The 16,105-nt window shown below is 63.6% G+C and carries 4 protein-coding genes; 2 read left to right on the forward strand and 2 right to left on the reverse strand.

Annotated features, from left to right (window positions below; translation table 11 throughout):
* Nucleotides 1–2: 2 nt before the first annotated feature.
* A complete protein-coding gene (locus tag JFT58_RS04985; protein ID WP_054897056.1) occupies nt 3–14,036 on the reverse strand; it encodes a non-ribosomal peptide synthase/polyketide synthase in 14,034 nt (4,677 codons plus the stop codon).
* Between the two features lie 210 nt (nt 14,037–14,246).
* On the opposite strand from JFT58_RS04985, the gene JFT58_RS04990 reads away from it, so the two are divergent.
* Together JFT58_RS04990 and JFT58_RS04995 are read left to right on the forward strand one after the other, a co-directional pair.
* Nucleotides 14,247–14,498: a type II toxin-antitoxin system HicA family toxin gene (locus JFT58_RS04990; RefSeq protein WP_014718823.1), complete on the forward strand. Its 252-nt coding sequence runs from the start codon at nt 14,247–14,249 to the stop codon at nt 14,496–14,498.
* Nucleotides 14,495–14,860, forward strand: a complete 366-nt coding sequence (locus JFT58_RS04995; RefSeq protein ID WP_014718824.1) for a type II toxin-antitoxin system HicB family antitoxin — start codon at nt 14,495–14,497, stop codon at nt 14,858–14,860. Before JFT58_RS04990 ends, JFT58_RS04995 begins: the two co-directional genes overlap by 4 nt.
* Here JFT58_RS04995 and JFT58_RS05000 read toward each other — a convergent pair whose 3' ends face one another.
* Nucleotides 14,861–16,033, reverse strand: a complete 1,173-nt coding sequence (locus tag JFT58_RS05000; protein ID WP_054897054.1) for an MFS transporter — start codon at nt 16,031–16,033, stop codon at nt 14,861–14,863.
* Nucleotides 16,034–16,105 lie beyond the last annotated feature (72 nt).

Genomic DNA, 16,105 nt, shown 5'->3' on the forward strand with positions numbered 1-16,105 from the left:
GTTCAAATCGCCTCTAGTTCGCTCAAAAAGTCACGAAGGTCATCAAAATCTTCCACGCTGCCGGCGCGGAAAGTGGCTGCGGCCTGCACGTAGGCGCGCAGCGATTCGGTCTGGAACAGTTCCATCAACGGTACGTCCAGGCCGAGCTCGGCCTGCACCCGCGAGGTAATCTGGATCGCCAGCAAGGAGTGGCCACCGACATCAAAGAAGTTGTCGTTCAGGCCCACTTGCGGCAGGTGCAGGATGTCGGCCCAGATTGTGGCGATCTGCTGCTCAAGCTCGGTTTGCGGAGCCAGGTACTGCTGCTGCATCTGGCTCGCATCCGGCACCGGCAGGCCTTTGCGGTCGAGCTTGCCGTTGGGGGTCAGCGGCATCTGCGCCAGGAATACGAAGTGGCTGGGCACCATGTAGTCCGGCAGGTCGGCTTTCAGGGCACGACGCAGGGCGTCACGGAACTCAACCTGGTCGGCCAGGCTGGCGTCGGCCGGTACCACATAGGCCACCAGTTGTTTGCCGGTCGGCCCCTCCTGGGCGACCACCACGGTTTCACCGACACTGGCTTGCTCACGCAAGCGCGCTTCGATTTCCCCCAGTTCGATACGGAAACCGCGAATCTTCACCTGATGGTCGACACGGCCCAGGTAATCCACTACGCCATCCGGACGCCCGCGAGTCAGGTCACCACTGCGATACACGCGACTGCCGGGCTTGCCGAACGGGTCCGGCACGAAACGCTCGGCAGTCAGTGCCGGGCGCTCCAGATAACCCCGCGCCACGCCCTCGCCGCCTAGGTACAACTCGCCGGCCACGCCGATGGGTTGCAGGTTCAGTTGCGTGTCCAATACATAACCGCTGCGGTTGCCCAGCAAGGTGCCGATGGGCGCGTAGACGGCGCCGCAAGGGTCGCCCTTGCGTGCCTTCCACAGCAGCGGCGTGACCACGGTTTCCGTCGGCCCATAGCCGTTGAACAAGTACTTGGGTCTCAGCGCTCTCCAAGCCAGGTCATAGCTGGCTTGAGCAACGGCATCACCACCGAAGCAGTACACCCGCACTGGCGGTGGGTTCCCATCGCGCTCGGCATGTTCGGCCAACTGTTGCAGGTACACCGGAGGGAATACCGCCATGGTCACGTTGTGGCGATGCATCTGCTCGTAGGTGTATTCCGGCAGCCACAGGCTGTCGTCACGGATCAACACGCTGGCGCCGTTGATCAGCGGGTGCATCCAGCCTTCGTGGGAGCCGTCGAAAGCGAACGACATGAAGTGCAGTTCGCAATCGGCCGGTGAGGTTTCATAGCGCTCGCCAGTGGCGATGATATGCGCTACCAGTGGACCATGTGACACCGCCACGCCCTTGGGCAAACCGGTGGAGCCGGAGGTGTAGATCACGTAGGCGAGGTTGTCGCCGTCCAGCGCCACATCCGGTGCCGTATCGCTGTAACCGGCCCACTCTTCGGTGCGATCAATCGCGAGGGTATCCAGGCCCTCGGGGACTGGCAGTTGCTGCAACGCCCGGCTGTGAGTCAGCAGCAGTTGCGCACGGCTGTCTTGCATCATGTACAGCAGGCGATCACGTGGGTATTCGATATCCAGCGGCACATACACACCACCGGCTTTCATCACCGCCAGGAACGCCACCATGATCTCGGCACTGCGCGGCATGGCGATGGCCACCCGCACTTCCGCGCCGACACCACGGGCGATCAGGGCACGGGCCAGGCGATTGGCCTGGCGATCCAGTTCACCGTAAGTCAGGGTTTGAGTATCGAATTTAACCGCCACTGCGTCCGGGGTTTGCCGGGCGCAATCGCCGACCAATTCATGCACCAGGCGCTCGGCTGAAAAACCGGTGTCGGCCTGATTCCACAGCTCAAGAATCTGCTGTTGCTCATCCTCGCCCAGCAAGCTCAATTGGCTGATGGGTTGCTGTGGGTCGATCACCATTGCCCGCAAGAGGTTCTGCCAATGCCCGGCCATGCGCTCGATGGTCGCCACGGCGAACAGATCGGTGGCATAACTCAGAGAGGCACGCAGGGCCGTCTGGCTTTCTTCCACATCCAGCGCCAGGTCGAACTGGGCCACGCCTTCGTCCAGGTCCAGGACTTCGACGTGCAGGTCGGCCAGGCGATGCAGATGGCTGTCGGCAGCGCTCACACGGTGGTTGAACAACACTTGGAACAACGGGCTCAGGCTAAGGCTGCGCTCCGGTTGCAATGCCTGCACAAGCTGTTCGAACGGCAGGTCCTGGTGAGCCTGGGCCTCCAGGGAACGCTGACGCACCTGGTGCAGCAGTTGCTCGGTGCTCATTTGCCCGTGGATATCGGCCTTGAGCACTTGGGTGTTGACGAAGAAGCCGATCAACCCCTCGGTTTCCAGGCGATTGCGGTTGGCAATCGGCACGCCCACGCGCACATCTTCCTGGCCGCTGTAGCGATGCAGCAACGCCTGGTAAGACGCCAGCAGCAGCATCGGCAGCGTGACGCCAGCGTGCTGCGCCAGTGCGCGCAAACTGCCCAACAACTCCGGATGCAACTCGATACCCAAGCGTGCGCCACGATGGCTTGGCTGTGCCGGGCGCGGATGGTCGAACGGCAACTCCAGCACCGGTTGCTCGCCGCTCAACAGCTCGCGCCAGTAGGCCAGTTGACGCGCCTGCTCCCCCGCCTCCATCCAACCGCGCTGCCACACGGCATAATCGGCGTACTGGATCGGCAGCGCCGGCAATTGCACGTCTTGGCCTTGGCTGTTAGCGGCATACGCCTGCACCAACTCCTCGACCATCAACTGCATCGACCAGCCGTCAGAAACGATGTGATGCTGCACCAGCACCAGCACGTGGTCGTCCTCGGCCAGGCGCAGCAAGGTGGCCCGCAGCAGCGGCCCACGCAGCAGGTCGAAAGGCTGGGCGACCACCTGCGCGACCCGCGCCTTGAGGCCGGCATAGTCGCTGTCGACCTGCTCGATATCGACCCGGCCCTGGGCGTCAATGACTTGAACCGCGCCGGTGGCGTCCTGACGGAAATACGTGCGCAGGCTTTCATGGCGAGCCAGCAAGCTATCAAAGCTCTCTTGCAGCGCGGTCAGGTCCAACGGCCCTTGCAAACGCAAGGCGCTGGGGATGTGATACGCGGCGCCGGCCGGGTCCAGTTGCCAGAGGAACCACTGGCGCTCCTGGGCATAAGACAGCGGCAGAGGCTGCGTGCGGTCGGCCTTGATCAACGCCGGCGCGGTGACGCCCTCCTCGCCCAAGGCCCGCACGAAATCACCCAGTAGCGGCTGTTCGAACAAGGCCTTGAGTGGGACTTCCAGCGCCAGGGCCTGACGCACCCGTGACACCACCCGCGTGGCCAGCAATGAATGCCCGCCCAACTCGAAGAAATGATCGTCGAGGCCCACCCGGGGCAATTCCAGTACCTCGGCCCAGATCGCCGCTACCTGCTGCTCACGCGGGGTGACGGGCGCTACATGGCCCTTGAGCGACAGGCTGGCATCCGGTTTGGGCAATGCCTTGCGGTCGAGCTTGCCGTTGGGGGTCAGCGGCAGGCTGTCGAGGAACAGCCACTGCGCGGGCACCATGTAGTCCGGCAAGCGCTCGCGCAGCGCGGTTTTATAGACCTGCGACGCCTGCGGCGCGGCGCTGACCAGGTAAGCGATCAGCCGGTCGTTATCGGCCAACACCACGGCTTCGCGTACGCCGTCGAACTCACGCAAGCAGGCTTCGATTTCACCCAGCTCGATACGGAAACCCCGGACCTTGACCTGATGGTCGACGCGGCCGATGTATTCCACCACGCCGTCGGCCCGATAGCGTGCCAGGTCGCCGGTACGGTACAGGCGTTCGCCCGGAGCCCCAAACGGGTTGGGCACGAAGCGTTCGGCGGTCAGCGCCGGCTGCCCGTGGTAACCCCGCGCCAGGCCGACACCGCCGATCAGCAGCTCACCGGACACACCTTGGGGGCATGGCGTGAGACCGGCATTGAGGATGAACAAGCCGGTATTGGCGATGGGCCGTCCAACGAACGGCAATGCCTGATGCAAACGATGAGCCGCCGACCAGATGGTGGTTTCCGTCGGGCCATAGAGGTTCCACAACGGGCCTTGCAGGTCGAGCATGCGCTGGGCCAAATCGACGGGCAGCGCTTCGCCACCGCACAGGCAGGCGATGCCACGCAGTGAATGAGCCCGTGGGCTGTCGAGCAACATGCGCCAGGTCGAAGGCGTGGCTTGCAGCACATTCGCCGCCTGACGCTGGGCCAGATCGAGGATCGTCTCGGGGTCGAGGGCCGTTGCCTGGGTGCTCAGCACCACGGTACCGCCGACACTCAGCGGCACATACAGCTCCAGGGCGAAGATGTCGAACGAGAAGGTGGTCAGCGACAACAGCCGCGCATCCTGGCCGATACTCAACGTGCCGGCCATGCCGCTGGTGAAGCTGCACAGCGCCTTGTGACGAACCATCACCCCTTTGGGCTTGCCAGTGGAGCCAGAGGTGTAGATCACGTAGGCCAGATGCTCCGGTGTCACGGCAACCTGGGGATTGTGCTGCGCTGTGCCGGCCTCCTCCACCATCAGCACCTGCACGCCGTGCGGCTGAGCCAGGTGCCCCAGCAGGTGCGGTTGCGTCAGCAATACCCGGGCGCGGCTGTCTTCAAGCATGTAGGCCAGGCGCTCTGCCGGGAATTGCGGGTCGAGCGGCACATAGGCGCCACCGGCCTTGAGGGTCGCGAGCAAGCCAACCACCATGTCCAGGGAACGCTCCACGTGTACTGCAACCAGCACGTCCGGGCCGACGCCCATGTCGATCAGACGATGGGCGAGCCGATTGGCGCGACGGTTGAGTTCGCCGTAGCTCAGGCGCTCATCATTGAAATGCAGCGCGATGGCGTCGGGTTGCGCCGCGGCCTGGGCCTCAAACAACTGGTGTACACAGCGTTCGCGTGGGTAGTCGGTGTCGCTGCGGTTCCAGTCGTGCACCATGTGCTGCCATTGCGACGGGCTGAGCATCGCCAGGTCGTCCAAGGCCACCGAGGCATCCTGCAGGACCGCGCGCAGCAGGTTTTGCCAATGCTCGGCCAGGCGTTCCACGGTCGCCGCGTCAAACAGATCCGTGGCGTAAGTCAGCGAGGCCCAGAGACCGTCCGCCGACTCCTCGGTTTCCAGGTTCAGGTCGAATTGCGTGCTGTGACCGGCCCAATCCACTGGCTGCAAAGCCAGGCCGGGCAGTTGTACCGGGGCTGAACGCAGGCTGTCCTGATGGTTGAACATCACCTGGAACAGCGGGTTATGGCTAAGGCTGCGCTCGGGCTGCAACACTTGCACGAGCTGCTCGAACGGCAGGTCCTGATGGGCCTGCGCCTCCAGGGCACGCTGCTTGACCTGGGCCAGCAACTGGTCGAACGGCATCTGCCCGTGCACGTCAGCTTGCAGCACCTGGGTGTTGACGAAAAAGCCCAGAAGTCGCTCGGTTTCGAAGCGATTACGGTTGGCGACCGGTACGCCGACACGCACCTGTGCCTGGCCGCTGTAGCGGTGCAGCAAGGTCTGGAACGAGGCCAGCAACAGCATGAACAGCGTCACGTCCTGACGCTGGGCCAGGGCCTTGAGTTCAGTCAGCAGCGCACGCTCCAGATGAATCTGGCGGCGCGCGCCACGATGGCTCTGCACTGCGGGGCGTGGATAGTCCAGCGGCAGGTCCAGCAACGAATGTTCGTGCCCCAGACGAGCGCACCAGTAATCGAGCTGGCGTTGTTGTTCCCCAGCCGCCATCCAGTCGCGCTGCCACTGGGCGTAGTCGGCGTACTGGATCGGCAAGGCCGGCAACCCTGCGTCGCCTTGGTACAGCGCCACCCACTCGTCGATCATCACTTGCATCGACCAGCCGTCAGAGATGATGTGGTGCTGGGTGATGACCAGCACATGGTGATCAGGCGCGACGATCAGCAACTTGACGCGCATCAGCGGGCCGTTGCGCAGGTCGAACGGGCGCTGGATCTCTTCGGTGACAGCCTGCTCGATAGCGCCGGCGTCGACCTCTTGTTGTTCAACCGGCACTGCCAGGCTTGGGTGGATGACTTGCACGGTGTGCTCGCCCGACTCCACGAAGGTGGTGCGCAGTGGTTCATGGCGCTGCACCAGGGCCTCGACGGCGCGCTCCAGCGCCGCGATGTGGAGTTCACCGCGCAGGTGCAAGGCGCTGGGCACATGATAGGCCGCGCTGGTGGGATCCAATTGCCAGAGAAACCACTGCCGCTCCTGGGCAAAGGACAACGCCAGCGGCTGCTCACGGCCAACCGCCTGCATCACAGGCGCGGTATCGGCCTGCACGCCTGCGCACGCCGCTGCGAAAGCGGCCAGCGTCGGCTGTTCGAACAGGGCCCGCAACGGCACTTCCAGCTTGAGATCGTGGCGCACCCGGGAGATCACTTGGGTGGCCAGCAAGGAGTGGCCGCCGCGTTCGAAGAAGTGATCTTCCAGGCCAACCTGCTCGACCTGCAACACTGCTTGCCAGATCGCCGCCAACTGGATTTGCAATGGACTTTGCGGCGCCACGTAGGCGGCGCTGGCCTGGTTCAGGTCGGGTGTGGGCAGCGCACGGCGGTCGAGCTTGCCGTTGTGGTTCAACGGCAAGGCATCGAGGACCACCCAATGGCCCGGCACCATGTAGTCCGGCAACGTCTGGCGCAAGCGCGCCGCCAGTGCCTGTGCCTCCAGCGCTTGGCCTTCGGCGGGCACCACGTACGCCACCAACTGCACGCCGGTCGCGCTCGGCTGCGCAAGCACGGCGGCTTCTCGCACGTTGGGCAAGGCTTGCAGGCTGGCTTCGATTTCGCCCATTTCGATACGCAGGCCACGAATCTTCACCTGATGGTCGATACGCCCGACGTACTCCAGCGCACCCGCCGGGTTGTACCGGGCCAAGTCGCCACTGCGATAAAGCCGCGCACCGGGCATGGCGGAAAACGGGTCCGGCAAGAAGCGCTCGGCGGTCAGCGCCGGGCGGTCGAAATAGAGTTGCGCCAAGCCAACCTCGGCACCAATGCACAGCTCGCCCACGCCATCGGTGGCCAACAGTTCGAAACCGCTGTCGAGTACATACAGGCCGCGCCCGGCAATCGCCTGCCCGATTGGCACGCCGTAGGCGTCGTTTGCATCGGCCAATTGGCACTCATGCACGCTGGAGACCACTGTGGCTTCGGTCGGCCCGTAGGTGTTGACCAGGCGCACATTGCCCAAGCCCGCGGCGTACCACGCACGCACGCCCTCCACTGACATGGCTTCACCCCCCACATGCACCTGGCGCAGCTTGCCCAGGGAGCGACGGTGCTCGGCGCACTCTTGCGCCAACAGGTACCAGTAGGCGGCGGGCAAATCGGCCAGGGTCACGCCCTGCTCGACAATCTCTTGCGCCAGTTGGCCGGCATCCCAGAGTTCATCGCCACGCATGATCAACGCCGCGCCCGCACACAGGGGCGGGAAGCATTGCTCGACAAAACCATCGAAACTGAAGGTCGCAAACTGCAACACGCGGTCCTCGGCGCAAAGTCGGCTGTACAGCGTGGCGCTGTCACAGAACTGGCCGAGGGCGGCATGGTCGATGGCCACGCCTTTGGGCTGGCCGGTGGAGCCAGAGGTGTAGATCACATAGGCCAGGTCAGCCGCCGCCGCGTGATTAGGCGGATTGGTTGTCGGGTAGCCGGTCAGTTCGTCGCCACTGGCACTGAAATCCATGCGGGTCAGGCCGCGGGGCAAAGGCAAGTCGGCGAGCAAGCCGGTTTCGCTGAGCAGCACGTCCAGGCGGCTGTCGGCGAGCATGTAGGCCAAACGTTCCGCCGGGTATTCAGGGTCCAGCGGTACGTAGGCCGCCCCGCTTTTGAGCACTGCCAGCAGGCTGACGATCAACTGCGGCCCACGCCGCGAAGCCAGGCCCACCCGTTGGCCGGGGCCGACACCAAGCGCCAACAGGCGATGGGCCAGGCGGTTGGCGCGCTGGTTCAACTGGGCGTAACTCAAGCTGGCGTCACCGGCCTGTACAGCCAAAGCGTCTGGCGTCGCCTCGGCCTGGGCTGCGATACGCTGATGCACGCGTTCGTTGGCCTGGGGCGCTGCGGCTGAGCGGCTCAGAGCGACCATCTGCCGTTGCGCTGGGGCGTCGAGAAGGCGCAGGTTGCCCAGCGGCATGTGAGCGTCTGCGAGCAATTGCGCCAGCAGGTGTTGCAGGTTGGCGCTCAACTGCGCCACGTGCGCCTCGCTGAATTGGGCACGGTCATAACTGAATTCCAGGCGCAGGCTGGCGCCCAGTTCGATGCCCAGGGTTAATGGATAGTGCGTGCGCTCATGGTTGTGCAGGCGACCGAAGGTCAGGCCGGCCGGCGCGCCTTGCTTGAGCGCCTCGGCGACCGGGAAGTTCTCGAACACCAGCAAGGTGTCGAACAGCGCGCCCTGCTGGCCAGCCCAGCCCTGGATGTCGTAGAGCGGCACATGTTCATGGTCGCGCAGGCTGAGGTTGAGCGCTTGCAGTTCGCTGAGCCACGTCGCGGCCGACTGGGCTGGCGAGGCTGTGCTGATGATCGGCAAGGTGTTGATGAACAGGCCCAGTTGCTGCTCGATCCCCGGCAGCGGTGCGGAACGCCCGGCCACGGTGGCACCGAAGGCGACGCAGTCCTGGCCGGTGTAGCGTTGCAGCAATAGGCTCCAAGCCCCTTGCAACAGGGTATTGAGGGTGACTTTGTGCTGGCGTACGAACTCAGCGAGGCGGCGGGTAAAGTCGCTGTCCAGTGCCACGTGATGGTCAGCCATGCCAACCGCGTCCATCGGCTTGCGCAACGCTTGCGCCAGCAGGGTCGGCGCCGGCAATGCCGCCACGGCGGTTTTCCAGAACGCTTCGCCCGAGGACTGTTGTTGCAGCCAGGCGAGGTAATCGCGGAACTGCCCGAGCGGCGCCGGCACTGCCTGCCCCGCATAGTGAGCGATGACTTCACCGAGCAACTGCGCGTTACTCCAGCCGTCCATGAGGATGTGGTGGCTGGTGAAGATAAAGTGCCAGGCCGCACCGGCACCGCGCGCCAGCGTCAGGCGAAACAGCGGCGCGGCATTCAGGGCAAAACCGCGTTCGCGTTCGGCCTGGGCCAGGGTGTCGAAATCGGCGTCGGGGTCTTCGATCACTTGCAGTTGCAGGTCGACCTGGCGCTGGATCAGCTGATGAGCACTGTCCAGGCCCAGCCAATGGAAGCTGCTGCGCAGGATGTCGTGACGGTCCAGTGCGGCCTGCCAGGCACGCCCGAAGGCGAGCAAATCAAGGCCCTCGATGTCGAGGCGCAACTGGTTGATGTAGGCCTGGGACTCGGGTTCCAACAGGGTGTGGAACAGCATGCCTTGCTGCATCGGCGACAGCGGATAAAGGTCGGCAATCGCCGGCCCGGCCACGGGCAAGGCATCCAGTTGCTGCTGGGTGAGGCGTGCCAGCGGGAAATCCGACGGGCTCACCTGGCCTGCCGGCGTGGCACAACAATGCTCGATCAGCACCCTGAGTTCGGCTGCGTACTCGTCCGCCAGACCTTGAACAGTTGCCGCCTCGAACATCTCCCGGCTGAACCCCCATTGCAACGACAGCTCGCCGCCATACACCTGACCTTCCAGCGTCAGCCAGTTGGCCAGCGGTGCCTCTGGATCCTGGGCCTGGCCACTGCCCTGACTGGCCGGCACGAACAGTGCCGACTCGTTGAACTGACGGTCGAACTGGCCCAGGTAGTTGAAGGTGATGCGCGGCGCGGTAAGGTTCGCAAGGCTTTCCTGTGCGTGTTGCGCGCCCAGATAGCGCAGCAGGCCGAAGCCCAGGCCTTTGTCGGGCACGGCGCGCAGTTGTTCCTTGACCGCCTTGATCGCCTCGGGCAACTCGCCTTCGGCGTGCAGGCGCACCGGGTACAGGCTGGTGAACCAGCCGACGGTGCGGCTCAGGTCGATGTCGTCAAACAGATCTTCACGGCCGTGACCTTCCAATTGGATAAGCGCAGCAGGTTGCTCGCTCCAACGGCTGATCACCCGCGCCAGGGCGGTCAACAGCAGGTCGTTGACCTGGGTGCGATAGGCCGCTGGCGCGTCTTGCAGCAGTCGGCGGGTGTGCTCGGCGTCAAGGCGTGTTTCCAGCTTGGCGCCCAGGCGGTTTTGCAGGCCGCCTTCGGGGTGATCACACGGCAGCTCGGCGTCGATGGATTGGGCTTGCCAGTACGGCAGTTGCTCCTCGACGGTCTGCGCGTGGCGGTGCAACTGTTGCGCCCAGCGCTGGTAGGCACTGGTTTTTGCCGGCAGCACCTGTTCGCGGTAGGCCTGTTGCAGGTCTTCGAGCAGGATGCGCCAGGACACACCATCCACCACCAAGTGATGGATCACCAACAGCACACGCTGGCTGCCATCGGCCATGCTCACCAACGCGGCGCGCAGCAGTGGACCTTGGGCAAGGTCAAGGCTGCGCTGGGCTTCATCACACAGCGCCGCCAGTTCAGCGTCGGTGCCGGCCTGGCATTGCCACAACAGCGGTTCGCTGACATAGGCAGCATGGCTCTGCTGCCAGCCGCCAGCCTGCTGCACAAAGCGCAGGCGCAAAGCGTCGTGATGCTGGATCAACCGCGCCAGCGCGGCCTCCAACCGTGCAGGCTCAAGCACCTCACCGGGCACCAGTAACAAGGATTGATTCCAGTGATGCCGCGCCGGGATCGGCTGGTCGAAAAAACTGTGTTGGACGGGCGTCAGCATCACCTCGCCACTGACCGGGCCCTGGTCGATCAGGCTGACCTGCTCAAAGCGCGCCACCAGAGCCAGGCTGCGGATGTTCTGGTACTGGAACAGGTCACGCGGGCTCAGGCGAATGCCGGCCTGACGGGCGCGGCTGACCACCTGGATAGAGATGATCGAATCGCCGCCCAGCTCGAAGAAGTTATCGTCCTGGCCGACCTGCTCAACGCCCAGCACGTCGCTCCAGATGGCAGCCAGGGCTGTTTGCAGGTCGCCTTGGGGGGCGACAAATGCCTGCTGCTGCGCCGCATCCGGCACTGGCAACGCCTTGCGGTCGAGCTTGCCGTTGGCGGTCACCGGCAGCTTGGGCAGCGCAATGAAATGCGTCGGCACCATGTATTCCGGCAAGCTGCTGAGCAACCATTCCTTGAGGCCCGTTGGCGCCTCGCCTGCGTGTACAAGATAGGCGACCAACTGCTTGCCGCCCTGTACCAGTACCACGGCTTCGCGCACGTGTGGATGCTGCATAAGGCGTGCTTCGATTTCGCCCAGCTCGATACGCAAGCCGCGCAACTTGACCTGATGATCGAGACGGCCGAGGTATTCGATTACCCCATCGGCACGTTGGCGCACGCGGTCACCGGTGCGATACAGGCGTTCGCCTGTCACAAAGGGGCTGGGTACAAAACGTTCGGCGGTGAGCGCCGGGCGCCGATGGTAACTGCGCGCCAAGCCGACGCCGCCCAGGTAGAGTTCGCCACTGACGCCGGCCGGCACCGGGTTGAGTTGCGCGTCCAGCACGTAGGTGCCGAGATTGGCGATGGGGCGGCCGATGGGCACGCCATCGGCGCCTTCGTCAATGCAGGTCCAGTGCGTGACGTCGATGGCCGCCTCGGTCGGGCCATAGAGGTTGTACAGCGCCGCAGCGGGCAACTTGGCGAACACTTGCTGTTGCGCGTCCAGGGGCAAGGCTTCGCCGCTGCACACAATGCGCGTGAGGCTTGCGCACGCCTGTACGCCCGGTTCATGGATAAACGCCTGCAACATCGACGGCACGAAGTGCAAGGTGGTAATGGCGTGCCGGCCAATGGTGTCAATCAGGCGCGCCGGTTCACGGTGTTCGCCAGGCGCCGCGACCACCAGGCGGGCGCCGGTCATCAGCGGCCAGAAGAACTCCCACACCGACACGTCAAAGCTGAACGGGGTTTTCTGCAACACCGCGTCATTGGCGCCCAGGCCATACGCCTGTTGCATCCAGCTCAAGCGGTTGACCAAGGCGCGATGGCTATTGCCGGCGCCTTTGGGCTTGCCGGTGGAGCCCGAGGTGTAGATCACGTAGGCCAGGTTGAGGGCATGCAAGGCCACGTTCGGTGAATCGCTGCTGTAGCCGTCGAGCCATAGCGCCGGCTGGTCCAGGGCAATTACCTGGATACCGGCGAAGGGCAGCGACGCCAGCAGGCTTTGCTGGCTGAGCAGCAACTGAATGCCACTGTCTTCGATCATGTAGGCCAGGCGTTCCCGGGGGTACTCAGGGTCGAGAGGCACGTAGGCGCCACCGGCCTTGAGAATCGCCAGCAGGCCAACCACCATTTCGATGGAGCGCTCGATGCAGATACCCACCAGCACGTCGAGCCCTACGCCCTGCTCGCCCAGGGCATGGGCCAACTGGTTGGCGCGCGCATCCAGTTGGGCGTAGGTCAAACTGGTGGTACCGAACACCAGTGCCGGAGCATCGGGGCTGCGCCGCGCCTGGTCTTCGATCAGGTGATGAATCCCGCGCTCGGTCGGGTACGCCTCGGCGGTCTGGTTCCAGGTGTGAACCAACCGTTGCTGTTCAGCCGCGTCAAGCATGGGCAATTCGCCAATGCGCTGTTCGCCATCGAGCACCATGGCCTGCAACAGGCTGATCCAATGCCGGGCCATGCGCTCGATGGTGGGCGTATCGAACAAGTCATTGGCGTAGGTCAGCGCGGCATGCAGGGTGCCGGACTTTTCATAGGTGTCCAGGGTCAGGTCAAACTGGGTGGTGCGGCCTTGCCATTCCACCAGGGCCAATTCCAGCCCCGATGCAGTGCTGACCGAGGCGATGTCGGCGACTACCGGCTGATGGTTATACATCACCTGGAACAGCGGCGTGTGGCTCAGGCTGCGCTCGATTTTCAGCGCTTCCACCAGCCGTTCGAAGGGCAATTCCTGATGGGCCTGGGCGCCCAGGGCATGCTCCTTGATACCTTGCAGCAACTCGGCAACCCGGGTTTGCCCGGTCAGTTCGGTGCGCAACACTTGGGTGTTGACGAAGAAACCGATCAGCCCCTCGACTTCGGTGCGATTGCGATTGGCAATCGGCACACCGACGCGAATGTCGCCCTGGCCGGTATAGCGGTGCAACAGCACATTGAAAGCACCGAGCAGCAGCATGAACAGGGTGACGTTGTGTTTTTGCGCGCAGCTGCGCAGTTGCGCGGCCAGTGCCGGCTCAATCGCGAAGTTGTGCCGTGTGCCTTGGTAGCTGGGCATGGCCGGGCGCAGGTGGTCGGTGGGCAGCTCCAGAACCGGATGTTCATCGCCCAGGCGAGCCTGCCAGTACTCCAACTGGCGGGCCTGCTCGCCCGCTTCCAGCCAGCGGCGCTGCCACAGGGCGTAGTCGCTGTACTGGATGGGCAGCGCCGGCAGTTGGGGCGCTTCGTTGCGCTCATGGGCGTCATAGCAACGGATGAATTCGTCGATCAGCACATTCATCGACCAACCGTCGGAGACGATGTGGTGCAGGGTCAGCAGCAGCACGTGTTCCTGCTCGGCAAGCTTAAGCAGTTGCACGCGCAGCAGCGGCCCGTGTTCCAGGTCGAACGGCAACAGCGATTGACGGGTGGCGGCGGCGTTGACGGCCTGCTCCCGTGCATCAAAGGCCAGGGCCGTGAAGTCCAGGTGCTCGACGGTCACCGACGGCTCCACCGCCACCTGCGCCAGCCGCTCATCAGCCTGACGCTGGAACACTGTGCGCAAGGTTTCGTGACGCGCCACCAGGCTGGCGAACGCTTGCTCCAGCGCTGGCAGGCTCAGCGCCCCCCTCAAGCGCACTGCGCCGGGCAAATTGTAGGCGCCGCTGGCCGGGTCCAACTGCCATAGAAACCACATGCGCTGCTGCGCGTAGGACAGCGCCTGGCGGTCCTCCACCTCCACCCCTGCCGGAATCGGAAACCTTGAAAAATCCACGCCTTCTTTCTGCAAGGCTTGCAGGAACAGTTGGCGCTTTTCCAGGGGCAGCCCGATAAACCGGCGAGCAAGTTTCAAGGAGTCTTCAGCATTCATTTCTTGGAATCCGGGGCAATAGGCGGGAAGCACAAAGGCACGTCGTCCCTATAAAACGAACCGGGCGGGGAAAAATTAGCGGGGGAATGGGGGGCGCCGCACAGGCTGTCATCGGGGGTTACATCAATCCCCGCGAAGCCGCACGAAGCTGAGCTAGCATTGACGAACACCACTTTTTGCAACTACATTTAGTTACACGCAGGGAACGCCGTGTCCAAGAATGAAAAGCTGCTCGCCAAACTGCTCAATGAGCACATGGCATTTACCTGGTCTGAGCTCGTCACGTTATTACGCCGATTGGGATACACACAGATTGAAGGGGCCGGAAGCCGGGTCAAGTTCGACATGGGCGACCCCAGTGCAATGATCACCCTGCACAAGCCTCACCCCGGCAACGAACTGAAACACTACATTCGGCGCCAGATCATCGAACAATTGAAATCAGGAGAACTGATTCAGTGAACAACCAACTGAAACACAAAGGCTACATCGGCTCCATCGAAGCCAGCCTCGAGGACAACTGCCTGTTTGGTAAAATCCTGTTCATCAAGGCATTGGTGAGCTATGAAGGCAAAACTGTGGCTGAACTGGACGCAGCCTTCCGTGGCGCGGTGGATGATTATCTCGCTACCTGCCAGAGCCTGGGGCACACGCCGGAGAAACCGTGCAAAGGTTCATTCAACGTACGCGTCGGGCATGACTTGCATTTGGCCGCTGCCCTGGCGGCAAACCGTAAGAAAGTGACATTGAATGATCTCACGCGTCAGGCGCTGAACGAATTTCTGCAGCATCACTACCCAGAGCCATGCCCGACGATTGGCTGACTATCCCAACCGCCGGTAACCCACTACCGCCGAGCCCGCTACCACCGCCCCCGCCGCCAGCGCCACCCAAAACCCGCTGGTGGCGCCAAAGTGGTCGATCATCCACCCCGAACTGGCGGCGCCAATGGCCACGCCGATGCTCAGGCCGGTGATCAGCCAGGTCATGCCTTCGGTAAGGCGGCTGGCCGGGACGATCTGCTCCACCATGGCCATCGACACAATCAAGGTGGGCGCGAAGAACAGCCCGGAGATAAAGATTGCAGCGGCCAAGCCGGGAATATTGCTCACCAACAGCAAGGGCAAGGTGGTCAACGCCGTGGCTACGCCGCAGTACAGGAACTGGCGTGGCAACGGTGCCTTGAGTTTGAGGGCACCGAAGGCCAACCCCGCCAGGCACGAACCAATGGCATACACCGACAGCACGATACTCGCCGCCGCCGGCTGGCCTTGATGCTGGGCGAAGGCCACGCTGACCACATCCACCACGCCGACGATCACGCCCATGGCCAGCAGCAAAATCATCAGGATCAATACCGACGGCGACGCAATCAGCCAGCGACCGTGTGCTCCCTGATGCGCGTGTACCGGTGGCTCGGTTTGCCGTTGCAGCACAAAGGTGGTGACGCCCACCGCCAGCAACAACGCCGCCACCAGGGGCCCGGCTTCTGGGAACACCGCCACGCTCAACCCCACCGAAATGGGCGGGCCGATGATGAAGCACACCTCATCAAGTACCGACTCCAGGGCAAACGCGGTTTGCAGCCTGGGCTGGCCACGGTACAACTCGGTCCAGCGCGCTCGCACCATGGCCGACATATTGGGTATGCAGCCCGCCAGCGCGGCGAACAGAAACAGCGTCCAATTCGGCGCCTGCAACCGCGTACACAGCAGCAACATCAATAGCGCCCCGCCGCCGATCAGCGCGGCAATCGGCAGCACCCTGCCCTGGCTGTAGCGGTCCACCCAACGTGACACTTGCGGCGCGCAAATCGCCGTGGCCAGGGCAAACACTGCCGCCACCGAACCGGCCAGGCCATAGCCGCCATGCACCTGGGACAGCATGGTGATCAGGCCGATGCCGGTCATGGATATCGGCATGCGTGCCAGCATGCCAGCGAGCACAAAGGCCCGGGCACCGGGGGCTTGGAATAATTCAGCGTAGGGGTTTGCCATCCTGCTTGACCTCTTGCTCGACGCCCTGGGCTTGCTATCTGAAACCATCAGGGCAGAATACATACGGCGCGT

Source organism: Pseudomonas sp. MF6767 (assembly GCF_016405475.1).
Classification (GTDB): domain Bacteria; phylum Pseudomonadota; class Gammaproteobacteria; order Pseudomonadales; family Pseudomonadaceae; genus Aquipseudomonas; species Aquipseudomonas paracarnis.

What these genes read in the sequence shown, in the direction of transcription:
- JFT58_RS04985 (WP_054897056.1), bottom strand. Translation starts at nt 14,036, where the DNA reads ATGAATGCTGAAGACTCCTTGAAACTTGCTCGCCGGTTTATCGGGCTG.
- JFT58_RS05000 (WP_054897054.1), bottom strand. Translation starts at nt 16,033, where the DNA reads ATGGCAAACCCCTACGCTGAATTATTCCAAGCCCCCGGTGCCCGGGCC.